Origin of the sequence: Cohnella sp. LGH (assembly GCF_017671885.1) — a bacterium.
GTDB lineage: Bacteria > Bacillota > Bacilli > Paenibacillales > Paenibacillaceae > Cohnella > Cohnella phaseoli.
Genome location: NZ_CP072117.1, coordinates 7,524,366 through 7,536,686 on the forward strand (window position 1 = coordinate 7,524,366; position 12,321 = coordinate 7,536,686).

Annotated in this window: 10 protein-coding genes and 1 pseudogene; 3 read left to right on the forward strand and 8 right to left on the reverse strand. The window is 55.4% G+C overall.

Features of this window, described 5'->3' with window-relative positions; genetic code table 11:
- Positions 1-121 precede the first annotated feature (121 nt).
- Together J4772_RS31015 and J4772_RS31020 are read left to right on the forward strand one after the other, a co-directional pair.
- The gene (locus tag J4772_RS31015; protein ID WP_181917859.1) at positions 122-703 is read left to right on the forward strand and encodes a TetR/AcrR family transcriptional regulator; all 582 of its coding nucleotides are present in this window, start codon (positions 122-124) and stop codon (positions 701-703) included.
- Between the two features lie 54 nt (positions 704-757).
- A complete protein-coding gene (locus J4772_RS31020) occupies positions 758-2,593 on the forward strand; it encodes an alpha/beta fold hydrolase (protein ID WP_209072861.1) in 1,836 nt (611 codons plus the stop codon).
- Positions 2,594-2,600: 7 nt separating this feature from the next.
- On the opposite strand, the gene J4772_RS31025 is transcribed toward J4772_RS31020, so the two are convergent.
- From J4772_RS31025 to J4772_RS31050, 6 genes and pseudogenes are all read right to left on the reverse strand, one after another.
- Positions 2,601-3,608, reverse strand: a complete 1,008-nt coding sequence (locus tag J4772_RS31025) for a S1C family serine protease (RefSeq protein ID WP_209072862.1) — start codon at positions 3,606-3,608, stop codon at positions 2,601-2,603.
- Between the two features lie 121 nt (positions 3,609-3,729).
- Positions 3,730-4,941, reverse strand: a complete 1,212-nt coding sequence (locus J4772_RS31030; RefSeq protein ID WP_209072863.1) for an MFS transporter — start codon at positions 4,939-4,941, stop codon at positions 3,730-3,732.
- 25 nt (positions 4,942-4,966) lie between these two features.
- Positions 4,967-5,624, reverse strand: a pseudogene (locus J4772_RS31035) (hypothetical protein).
- A 16-nt stretch (positions 5,625-5,640) separates the two neighbouring features.
- On the reverse strand, positions 5,641-7,395 hold the full coding sequence (locus J4772_RS31040; protein ID WP_209072864.1) for a methyl-accepting chemotaxis protein: 1,755 nt from the start codon (positions 7,393-7,395) through the stop codon (positions 5,641-5,643).
- A 169-nt stretch (positions 7,396-7,564) separates the two neighbouring features.
- Positions 7,565-8,596: an ABC transporter substrate-binding protein gene (locus J4772_RS31045; RefSeq protein WP_209072865.1), complete on the reverse strand. Its 1,032-nt coding sequence runs from the start codon at positions 8,594-8,596 to the stop codon at positions 7,565-7,567.
- A gap of 43 nt (positions 8,597-8,639) precedes the next feature.
- Positions 8,640-10,283: an AraC family transcriptional regulator gene (locus J4772_RS31050; RefSeq protein WP_209072866.1), complete on the reverse strand. Its 1,644-nt coding sequence runs from the start codon at positions 10,281-10,283 to the stop codon at positions 8,640-8,642.
- A 141-nt stretch (positions 10,284-10,424) separates the two neighbouring features.
- Between J4772_RS31050 and J4772_RS31055 the strand changes: the two genes are divergently transcribed.
- Positions 10,425-10,886 carry an ion transporter gene (locus J4772_RS31055; RefSeq protein WP_116062815.1) on the forward strand — a complete coding sequence of 154 codons (462 nt, stop codon included), beginning with the start codon at positions 10,425-10,427 and terminating at the stop codon, positions 10,884-10,886.
- Between the two features lie 216 nt (positions 10,887-11,102).
- Here J4772_RS31055 and J4772_RS31065 read toward each other — a convergent pair whose 3' ends face one another.
- Together J4772_RS31065 and J4772_RS31070 are read right to left on the reverse strand one after the other, a co-directional pair.
- Positions 11,103-11,327 carry a cold-shock protein gene (locus J4772_RS31065; protein WP_371822786.1) on the reverse strand — a complete coding sequence of 75 codons (225 nt, stop codon included), beginning with the start codon at positions 11,325-11,327 and terminating at the stop codon, positions 11,103-11,105.
- A gap of 237 nt (positions 11,328-11,564) precedes the next feature.
- Positions 11,565-12,308, reverse strand: a complete 744-nt coding sequence (locus tag J4772_RS31070) for an NAD-dependent protein deacylase (protein WP_209072867.1) — start codon at positions 12,306-12,308, stop codon at positions 11,565-11,567.
- Between the last annotated feature and the right edge of the window lie 13 nt (positions 12,309-12,321).

Below are 12,321 nucleotides of genomic sequence, written 5' to 3' on the forward strand. Positions count from 1 at the left end.
CCATTTAAGCACGGTCAATCGACCGGCGTCAACGCCTCAAGATTAATCGAGCGCGATCCCGACATTAGTTAACGATATGCGACGTTTGACAATTCGATAATTAGTACTGTATAGTTCTAATATGATTAAACCTAAAAGAACGTCCAACCGGGATGTCGTCCTCCGAATCGCTGCGGCACTCTTTTTGGAAAGAGGCTACCAAGTCACCAGCATGGACGACATCGTCGCCGCGAGCAAGGTGTCCAAGACAAACATCTATTACCATTTCAAAAGCAAGGAGGAGCTTCTGTCCGCCATTTTAGAGCAGCTTATCGAGCATTACGACCGGCTTATCGGCGACGTGATCGCTCAAACGCAGCTTCCCGTTATGGAGAGGCTCGGCCGGTTCGCCGCGCTGCTGGCGGAAAATCAGTCCGACAGTCTTGGCGGCTGCCCGTTTCTGACGCTCTACGTTCAAACCTCGCACGAACATGCATGGGTGAGAGAGCGGATCGGCGTTTTTTTCCGCAAGCAGATCGGGGCATTGGAAAATTTGCTGCAGCAAGGAATAGACAAGGGCGAATTAAAACCCGATCTTCCCGCTGCCCGCACGGCCGCGATGATCGTCTCCACGATCGAGGGCGCGTTGTTCTTGCAGCATACCGGACAGGAAGGCGACATTTTGCAGAACATCATTCATACTTTGGCATTTTTGCTGAAGTAATTTTTTTACCCATGATTAGTACCGAATAGTACTATAATTAAGGAGAGATAGTTTATGAAAAACATTTTTATAACCGGAGGCAGCGGTTTTATCGGGAGATACGTCATTGCGGAGCTGCTGCAGGCGGGTCACAAGCTGTACGTCCTGGTCCGTTCCGAGGAGAAATTGTATCATGCGCTGAAGGAAATCGGCTGCGAGGACTTCTCTTCCATCGTCGCCGTAAGGGGCGATCTCACGCTTCCGTCTCTAGGGCTAAGCGACGATGAGCTGCGAAAATTGCAGGACGTCGACGTTATCGTTCATGCGGGCGGGCCGATGGATATTCTGATGAAGGCGAGGGAAGCGCGGCAAGTGTTCCTCGGCGCCGCTCGTGAATTGTCGCGTCTGGCCGGGCAGATGCATGCCGCCAAGGGCATCAAGCAGTTCATCCACGTCGTCGGCTTTAAATCCCCCTACGGAGAGAGCGGTGTCGGAGGTTCGGTTCCTATCGATCATAAGGCTCCCCCTTACGAGCAAATGAAATTCGAGGCGGATCTATTGCTGCGGCAAGCCATGCAAGAGCAAGGCATCCCTCTGTCCGTGGTCAATCCTAGCGCCGTCATCGGGGATTCCCGCAACGGGATCACCTCGCAGACCGGCGGCTTCGGCCTGCTGATCCGCGCCGTGAGCAGAAATCTCATGGGACTCGTCCCTGGCGGCGATCGCTACTGGCTCCCTCTCGTTCATGTCGATCATGTCGCAGTTTTCATTGCGGCTCTGGTCGAAGAGGTATCGCCTGCGAACGGCACTTATTTTTTACTGGATGACAGGAAAGACAGTCCTTCCATGATGGAGCTTATCCGCATCATTGCCCGAGAAATGCGAGTAGCCGCCCCCAAAGGGAGCGCGCCCTATCCGCTTGTCAAAAGTCTGCTGAAGCTCGGCGCGGACAAACTGCTCGGTCTGCCTGTGGAATCGATGGATTTTATCGTCAATACGGAGTTTCCGACGGCAACCAAGCAAGCGATCGAAGCAAAGCATCATCTCCAGCTATCTCTGTCGGCAGACACATTGCCATTGGTCATTGCAGATCTGGACTTCCGGCTGAATCACAGCGACGGGCCAGCGCCTCTCTCTCCGTCATTTCGCAGGAACGCGCGTGCGGGATTGGCCACGATCGAAAGCAAGGGGAGCGGCGCTCCGATCATTGTTCTTCACGGAACGTTCAGCGCGTCCGACAGCTTGCTTCCGCTAGCCGAGCGGCTGACCGAATCCGGCCGTCCCGTTTATCTGGTCGATCTGCCGGGATTCGGGCGCTCCCCTTACCATCGTCACTCCGGGCAAATGCAGGGCTTTGAACAGGCTGTGCTGAATTTGATCGCCAGTTTCGACGAGCCCGTCGCGCTTGTCGGCCACTCCTTCGGCGGACTGCTCGCTTCGCGAATGCTGGAGTTGGCCCCGGAGCGCATTGCCCATGCCGTTCTGCTTCAGCCTGTGCTGGAGCCGGTCAGCCGAAGTTACCGCCGCCCCCGCGTAACCCAGGCTTTCCTGAGAAGGATGTCCGAGCAAGTCTTCGTCGAGAAACTGCTTCAAGCTCGAAGCTTTCGTTCCGCCGAGGAAATTCCCGAAGGCTATATTTCTTTTGTCCGCAGCGAAATGAAATCTCCTCGAACAAGGAAAACTACGGCAGAGATCATGTCCCTGCTTTCCCGTTCCGAAAGCTGGCGGCTCGCTCCGAACAGCTGGAACCGAAGCAAAGTATCGATTGTATGGGGAACGCAGGATCAGCAAACAGACGTGCCGCCAGCCTTCTCGCAACTGGCTGTGACACGTCTGCCCTATGCCCATCAATTTCCGTTATCGCATCCCGGCGCCGCAGCCGCGCAGATTCTCGAACGGATCGGAATTTGAACGAGGCTTAAGAAACGACGGAGCTCGTGTTCATTAGCTTGCCTAGCGCCTCCTTAATGACCGAGGACGGAATCGCAAACCCGATTCCTTGCGCTTCGGCGTTAACCGCCGTGTTCATTCCGACGACTTCGCCCTGCTCGTTCAACAGCGGTCCGCCCGAATTGCCTGAGTTGATCGAGGCATCGGTCTGCAGCAGATTTACGTACTTATGCGGGCCCTGTTCGTCGGCGATCGTAATCTCGCGCCCTTTGGCGCTGAGCACGCCCAATGTCATCGTATGATCCAGCCCGTATGGATTGCCGATGGCGATGACCCAATCTCCGATGCTTGTCTGGTCGACGTCGCCCAGCTTCAACGCAGGAAACGCTTGTTCGTCCGGGCTTTCGACCTTCAGCACGGCTAAGTCGAGCTCGTAGCTCGCTCCAACAACTTTGGCCGTCAACGGCTCGTCATAGCCTTGGACCGTCACCTTAAGCTCGTCCGCATCCGCGATAACATGCTCGTTGGTCAGTATATAGCCGTCCGTCGAGTAAAAGAAACCCGTGCCCGACCCGGCCAGCATCGGCTCGCTCGTCGAGCGCTGCTGGCTGCCTCCCCTGCCTCCGAATAAACCTCTTGAGGAATAGGTTTGGACGGCATAGTTTTCGATTTTGACCACTGCCGGGCTGGCCGATTCGAATACGTTGGCGATATCGCCCTTGCTCTTCAGCGAAGCCGCCGTAATTCCGGAGGCAGTCTGGGTCGAAGAGCCGCCGGATGTGTCGCTTCCCGAGCTATCCCCTCCGAACAGGTTGCTCCGGTCCGCGGCATAACCGAACCCTCCGACCAGCATCGCTCCGACCAGGAAAGAGGCCAGATAAGCGCTGAACGAAACGCCGCTTCGGCGCTTGTTCGGGATACCGTTCCCGCGGGAAGACTGACTGCGGAAGGCCGACATTTCCTTCTCATAAGAGGCTACCAGCGGAGTTTCATATACCGTCATCGGCTCGCGACGCTCATCGTTCATTTCGTTCATCTTCTATCATCCTCTCGTTTCCGTCTATGCTTCTATCATGGAGGACAGAGCTTAAACGGAACTTAAACGAGAGTAAAAGATAGATGAAGATTGCCTAATCTTAGCCCCGCGGACTCCCCCGTTAGATCGCTCGCGGACTTTTAATCAAGTAGCGGTTCAGCTTCTCCGTACAGATCAGCATGATGGCGGCAAAAACAACGATAAAGAAGGGCAGGATGCCGATCGTGGAATACGATGCCAATGCTCCAAGAAGGGGCGGCACGAAGGTGCTCCCCGTATAGGCTGCCGCCATCTGGTAGCCCATGATAGATTGGGAATGCTTCTTCCCGAACCGCACGGGCGTCTCGTGGAGCATGCATGGAAAGATCGGCGCCAACCCTAACCCGATGATCATAAATCCGGCGAGAGAAAAACCGGATGGCAGGGGAAGCGCCAGCAGCACTGTACCGCCCAAAGCCGTAAGCTGTCCGTAGCGGATAAGCGCCCGATTGCTCACTTTGAAGGTGATAAACCCTGTAATCATACGTCCGACCGTAATGCCGACAAAAAACAGGGAAACCCACTCCGCCGCCGTGGATGCGGGCAGATTTTTCATTCCGACAAGAAAACTGCTTCCCCATAGCCCTACGCCGGCTTCCACGCTGCAATAAAACAGGAAGGTGATCATCGAAATCTTAACGCCTTTAATCCGCCACGGCTTAGTCGTCCCGGATTCGGACTCCGGCGCTTGCTCCCCCGGTTCATGGCCGTCTTCCGAATGGTTATGGTTCCCGCGGCTTCTGGCAGCAACTTTATCCCACAGCGGGAGGGAGACTAACAGAACCAGCACCAGCAAGCCTTGAATGGCGGCAACCGCGAGGTAGCCTTGCCTCCACAGAGCTTGCCCGGATATATACGAAGCCATAATTACGGGCCCTAGCGTCGCGCCCACTCCCCAGAAACAGTGCAGCCAGCTCATATGATGTGCCTTGTAATGTACGGCCACGTAATTGTTCAAGCCCGCATCCACGGTTCCTGCGCCCAAGCCAAGAGGAATCGCGAATACGATCAGCCAAATCAACGAAGGCGACCAGGCGAATCCGAGCAAGGCTCCCGCCGTCAGCACACAGCTCGCCAGCGTTATTTTGCCAACGCCGCACCTCCGAATGATGCCCCCGCTGACCAAGCTCGATATGATCGTGCAGCCCGCAACCGCCATGGAGATCACCCCTGCGGTGCCGATAGACGCGCCCAATTCCAGCCTCATCACCGGCCAGGCCGCCCCTAATAGGGAATCCGGCAATCCGAGGCTGATAAAAGCTAAATAAATAATCAAAATAAAAAAAGTGGCCATCAGATGTAAAGCTCCTTCGTTGTCTTTATCCGACCGGTTGCGAGAGCAGCAAGTCCAAGCCGAGACTTTGCAGGCCGACCAAGTAATCCGCTCTCCACTCGCTTGCCGCCAATTTCGGAAGATGCTCCCTTGGAACGTAAGCAGCGGCACGCTCCGCGATCGGGATTGAGAATCGCGGTCGTTAACGCCACCAAGCGACCGACCGACTCCGTGCGAACGGAAGCTTCCCCCATGAGCGCTTCGGAGAAATTGCTACGATCATGCAGCGGAATGAAGGCCACCTCGCCCGAGAAAAAAGACTTGCCGCGCACAACTTCGCCATTCACGACGATTCCGTCTAGAAAGCCGGCCGTGATGTCCTGCTCGATCGTCTCCCCCAAACAGTTAAAAAGAGTATAACGAGTCTCGTCCTTCTCCAAAAAAATGGCCAACCCGAGCATATAATCGGGATTGTATCGATACCGTTTCGCTCTTCTGCCTCCGCTCGAGTCGTCATATCCGACCGAGATCGCTTCTCCGCGAGCCTCCATGTCGTCCAGAAATTTGCTTGCGGTAGGAAAGCTGATCCGCAAGCTTTGGCTCAATTCCGCCTTCGTGGCGCTGCCTTGCTTTAGCAGTACCGTTCGAATTCCGTATATAATGGTTGTGTTCGCAAGCCGCGAAGCGAGTTGTTCATCGGTCACGAGATGTTACAGAACGCTATAGCTTAAACTTAGCTACGGCCGCTTCCAGGCTGGCGCTTCGCTCCCGCAGCATTCCGGTCGTATCGGCAATCAGCTTGGCCGCCTCCAACTGATGGACGGACATCCGTTCGATCGACTCGGTGCTCTCCGCCGTCCGCGCAGAAATCTGCGAAATCTGTTCTACCGAGGCGGCGACCTCCTCGGCGCTGGCCAGCACCTCTTCAATCACCGCCGACACTTCCTGAATCTGTCCGTTCACATGACCGAAGCTTTCCATTGTATGGCTAAACAGCGTTGCCGCCCGATCGGACAGCTCGGAGCCCAGCCTCATTCCTTCGTTGCCGATTTGCATTCGCTCGTCGATCTGCCCGGATTCCTGCTTAATCTGGTACAGCAGGGACGTAATCCGCCCAACGGAGACAGCTGAGGACTCGGCCAGTTTGCGTACTTCGCCGGCTACGACCGCGAAGCCCGCTCCATGCTCGCCCGCCCTGGCGGCTTCGATAGAGGCGTTAAGCGCCAGCAGCTTCGTCTGATCGGCGATGTCCGTAATCGATCTCAGCACGGGCTCGATCTCTGCCATATGGGTATTGAGCACCTGGACCGACTGCGTCGTCTGCACGGCCACCGCGGCCATCGCAAGCACCTGCTCTCTCAGTCTGCGAATGGAATCGGCACCCTCTTCGGCGGAATCCAGCGCTTCGCCCGATGCCTCGGTGACGCTCCCCGACGCTTCCGAAGCCTTCTGAATAGCCGCAGTAATATCCTCCATCGATTTGGCGCTCTGCGCCGCTCCGATACGTTGATTGTCGGCCCCGTCCGCCAACCGCGCCGCGGCTTGCTCCAGATCGATATTCATTGCGATCATCCGCTCCGCTTCGGAGCCGAATCGTTCGGTCGACTGCACGAGGTCGCGGGCGGTCAAAGCGATATCCTTCATCACTTCCCCAAGCGTTACGCCGAGTCGATCGATCATTTTCAACATCGCCGCATAGGTTTGTCCGATCTCGTCGCCTGAACCGACTTTTCTTGCTCCCAAATGAGCCTTTGCTTCTGCAAGATCCCCACGGGCCATCGCTTCCGCCCCGCGCACGACCGTACCCAAAGGACGCAGCGCCCGCGCCAGGAACATCACGATCAGCACAAAAAAGACAATCGCGGCCACGCCCATTAACGCAAAGCTAGCCGTACTTTGAGCCAGAACGTCTCGATAAATCGTCTGCGACACGGACACATCCGTATCGATGCCGAGAATGCCGATTTGCTTGCCGTTCTTATCCAAGAGCGGAGCAAAAGCAGATATGTAATCTCCGTATACCGGATTGCGAATAATATCCGACTTGGCCGTATTTCCGCGCAATACTTCTTCAATTGCTTCGGGAGGCATGTCGGTCACTTCGCCGATTGGAGAAGCCTCCTCCGAATCCCGCGGCTGACCGTCGATCAGGAGAATCGGCTGCTTCTGCTCGTCTATAGCTACCGTGTACACAAACACGGCCCCGATCTGCTCGCGAAACCGATCCATTTCCGCCCTCAAACGCCAGTATAAGTCGCTCTCTTGAACGTCCTGCAGAAATTCCGCATAGGCTTCCACATCGAACTGGCCGGCATACGCTTGCGCCGTATGAATGCTGAATTGACCGATCGCTTCCTCGCTTGCTTTCTTCGTATTCTGAATTTGCATGTAGACCAGCGCGCCGGACAGAACAATCAAAACGGCCAAAATAAACGCCGATAGCTTCGATACGAGACGACTTCTGAATTTGATCATGGTGCCCATACCTCTCTGACCTTAGTCGGGGAAATTAATGAAATCTTTAGTTCTTTCGACACGGTTCCCGGTTTTTCCTTCCGAGAGGCACGACAAAGTGCCGCACCACCTCCGGTTGAGGTCAGTGCGGCTTCATTATCGCTATATTACTCCATCGGTCTCAGGCGGCCTAGCCGCGATCCCGCTCCAGCAATTCGATAAACGCATCAAGCTGTTTCAGGGTCGATAAGGGGTCCGTCGTAAAATAAGTGTCCCAATCCAGGTCGTGCACCCGGTTGTTCTGAACCGCCGGCAGCTTGGCCCATAATCCGCTCTTCTTGATTTCCTCCGCTCTCTCCTTGCCGCCGTCCGCCTCCAGTACCGATAGGAATACGTGATCCGCGGACGCGTAGTCTCCGATGACCTCTTCCGAGATTTCGAGCATCGCCAGCTTCTGATCGATCACGTCCCGCTGGATCGTTTCCGAAGCTTTGAGTCCGAGCGCCTGATAAATCACATAGCCTCCCATGGCGCTGTTGCCATAGATAAATTGATTTGTCGGCCGGAGGTTAACGATGGCGACCGTCTCGTCTGGGCCGATCAGCTCCGCCGCTTTGAGCTTGGTCGCTTCCACTTTGGCATCGAAGTCGGCAAGCCATTGGGCGGCCTCCTCCTGCTTGCCCAGTATGTCGCCAAATTCGGCAATCTGCCCGCGCACGTCATATTTCAGCCATGGGATGAAAATCGTCGGCGCGATTTTCGCCAATTGCTCGTAAGTCTGTTCGACGTGCGTGACGATCAGATCGGGCTGCAGGGAAATGATTTTCTCCAGGTTTAATCCCGTCCAAGGGTCTCCTACGTCTTCGATCCCCGCCCACTCCTCCTTCAGCAGCGGATAGACGGACCATTCGTCGTCGGCGCCGACCGGCTTCACTCCAAGTGCCAGCATGGCTCCTGTATATTGAATGGATATGACGCGCTGCGGATGAGTCGGAATTTCCGTGCTGCCCATGGCGTGTTCGTATATTCTCTTGCCGCTTTCCTGTTCCGCCGAGGACGTGTCGGATCCGGATGCCGCTGCGGACGCGGGTACGGAAGTTTCGGCGGAAGGAGTAGCGGAGGGCGAAGCTTCGGTTCCATTGTCTTTGCCGCATGCGGCGAGGAGCAGAAGAGCGATTAGAGCCCCCGCGATAAGTAGTCGATAACGTAACGTTGCCTTCATATTCATCCTCCTGATACTGATTCTCATTATCATAAGAATCATATCAAAGAGGGCGTCCGGCCTCCATGTACGGGCGTAAGAACTTATTTGCACTCTCATAAGGCGAATAGCTTGGCTGCGTCTTCCAACTGCCATAGGATGGACAGCGGATCGTAGCCGTGCCATCTCGCCATATCCACTTCGCGAACGCGCTTGCCGGGAAGATTACAGAAGAACTTCCATTCCGAAGATTCCAGCATGCGTTCCGCACGCTCCTTGGCTTCCGGCGACCTGTCCACGGATAGTAAAATACAATCGGCGGAAAACGCGGGATCACTTCTTTCGGTTCGACCGGGATGAAGTTGCCTTGGACCGATCGGGCTTGGACGCTAACGGGCATCCTCATTCCAAGCTCGTCGTAGATGACTTGGCTGCCCATCGCACGGTTCCGATAGACAAAAGCCGCGTCTCCCCTAACATTGTAAATGAGGACGGTCAGTTCGGCTCCCACCGCTTCCCGAATGGCATTCCGGGTTGCATCGGCCTTGGCGGCGAATGCCTTCAGCCAGCTCTCCGCTTCCGTCCGTCGGTTGACGGCCCTTGCCACTTCCCGGAAATGCCCGCGCCAGTCTGACAAATACCAGGGGATAACCAGCGTGGGACAGATTCCGCGATAGAAGCTCAACCGGTCCGGGGAAACGTTGTCGATGCACAGCAGCAGCTCCGGCTCCATCCGCAGCAGTTCCTCGTCGGAGAAGCCCTTGTCCCAGCTGCGGCAGACGCAGCCCTGTTCGTCCATCCACTCCTGATAGTCGCCGAACCCCCAAGGATATGTGACAGTCGCTGCAGGCACGATTCCGAGCGCAAGCAAATGACGGGTCAAATGCGGATTCAGGGACACGATTTTTTTGTCGGATTTGACATAGGCACTTGGAGACATGCCCGTGACGTTCTTGAATTTGCGGCTTAAATAGTATTCGTCCCGATACCCGACCGCCTTAGCGATCTCGGCTAATCGCTCGTTCGTAAATAGCAGCCTCTCCTTGACATGCCCAATGCGAACGCCTGCCAAGTAGTCGGTCAGACTGCTCCCGCTAACAGTCTTGAACTGTTGTGAAAAATACTCCGGACTGATGTTGGCCATCCTGGCCAACTCGTCTCTGTGCAATTCTTCGCGGTAATGCTCTTGGATGTAGCGGATCGCATGTCGAATGGCACCCTGCGAATCCTTCTGCTCCTCTGTGCGGCCTACGCAGGCTCGGAAGCATTCGTAGAGAATTTCCTGGAACAGCAAGCGCCGACGATACATCGCAAGCTCGTCCCGTTCTACGATGCCGTGCAGAACGCTCGCCTGTTCCAGATAACGTCCTTCGTCCCCTACATCCAACGCGCCCTCCGGCAGCCATTCCGAAAGGTCGGCTACCCATATCGGTTCCCGACGATCGTTCTCCGTTTTCCTCCATCGTTCGAACCGGATATGATATAAATCCAGGCTATTGAAGTGCGGGGACACCGTCGTCTTGGCTCCTGGCGCCGCATAATAGCACCTCCCCATCGAAACGGGAATCTTCTGGTGACGAATCGTCATATCGCCCATTCCGCTAATGACGACAAACAGGCCGTGAGCACGCTCGTCCGTCAATTCGGTCTGCGATTCGCACCGCCGCAAAGAGATGCTCGCCATCTCTTCGATTACGTTCGTTTCCATCTCCGGGCTCCTCCGCGCAGATATCGATAGCTCATTATACCCGACAGCCTGCTTACGCGCACCCACAGCTTCACCTCTAGCCTGTGCGGCGGGAATCGTGCTACACTAATTCCAGTTTCGAGCAGGAGGCGTTCATCCGCTATGTCCAAAGCCTATTTCAAAAAGTGGTACCTAGTCGTATCCCTTATCCTTTCGCTGTATCTCGTATTCGTTACCGTTATAAGCTTCACTTCCGTTTCCAAGGACATCAAAACGCCGCTCGAGACGATTGCCCACTACATTTTATGGTTTTTCATTATCGAGTTGGGCGTGCTGTTCTTCGTTACGAAGGATGTTCGCAGGTTTTTCAAGGAGCAATGGCTGAGCATTCTCGCCGTAGTATCGTCGATTTCCGTGACGCAGTTCGTCGATGCGGTCGTCGGTCTCGGTTCGTTAACGGGGTTAAGCGCGTTGAAGGGCCTAAAGGGGTTAAAAGCGTTAAAGGGGCTGAAGCTGTTCAAAGCCACGAAAGGCGTTAAAGTCGCCAAGTCGTACAAAATCGGCAAAAAGGCTTCGAAGGCCGCGAAGGAAGTTGAGTTGTTGGAGCAGACCCGGCGGAGTTAAACCGGGCGGCGCTACGATGCAGGCTGCCAGCAACCACGCCAGGAAGCGAAAAAGCGAATGCGCCGCCAAGAGCCCGAAGGCGGATTCTATCGGACGGATGAAGCCCGTACGCGCAACAGCGGCGGCATGGGGCTCGGCCTCGCGATCGCCAAGGAATGACGCTCGCTCATGGAGGAACGCTGGAGGCCGAGAGCCGCCCGGGTCTAGGAACGACTTTCAGCGACGCCCTTTACTCTGGTTGGGACTTGTGTTCGATAACGTGGCAAGCATTTTCTCGCCTCTGACCATCTCGGATTGGCATTCCGGACATACGGGGACAAGGGAAAACGTGAAATTATCTCTCATCCATCGCTTGCAGTTCTCCCCGGAGCAAAGCCAAACGGCGGTCATCTCTGCCGGCACCTCTTCGAACGGTTTTTTTCGAGAATAATACACGTGCATTCCCTCTTTCTGTTAAGTGGTGGGTACAAAGATTAAAATGCCCAAAATGACGGGCCAGAGGCGCACAACACTCATATTTAATCAAAAAATAAAAAACACATAACGTACAAGGCTATTGCATCAAAGAATAACCCTCTACGCTATGTGAGTTCGGCCAGACGTCTATACGTCCATTATAGCTCATTTAGTCCAAAATAGCGAATAACAACTTGGCCGACCGAGGCGAGTTAATGCCTGTCAAGGAGTTTCGCCGCCGGCCGTCATCGCCGCCAAGACCTTCGCCACGCTGTCGGAAATCAAATAATTGGCCATCCCGTCCATCGGTGTCGCGCTCTTGTTGATCAGAATGAACTTGCTCCCTTCGTAAAGCCTGACCAGCCCGGCGGCCGGTTGAACGGTCAGCGAAGTGCCCGCAACGATCAGGACATCCGCCTGCCGAATGTATTCGGCCGCCCGCTGAAGCAGATCCATATCCAGACTTTCCTGATATAGTACGACGTCCGGCTTAACGATACCGCCACAGCGCTTGCAGCGGGGGTACTCCCCCTCCGATTTCAGCACGTCCTGCAGCGAGTATGTCTCGCGGCAATTCATGCAGAAGTTCCGATGGACCGAGCCGTGCAGCTCGAGCACGTTGCGGCTGCCGGCCTTCTGATGGAGCCCGTCGATATTCTGGGTAATGACCGCGGCAAGCCGTCCTTGCTGCTCCAGCCCCGCCAGAGCGTAATGGGCGGCGTTAGGCAGAACGTCGGGATACACCATTTTACTTCTATAGAAGTCGTAAAAGTCTGCCGTGCGAGCCATGAAAAAATCATGGCTCAAAATTTCCTCCGGAGCGATCTGTCCCCCGCCTTGCGCTTGATATAACCCGTCCGCCGACCTAAAGTCGGGAATTCCGCTTTCCGTCGAAGTGCCCGCCCCGCCGAAAAACACGATATTCCGGCTCTCGGCCATAAGCTTTTTCAACTGTCCGAAATCCACTTCATCCCCTCCT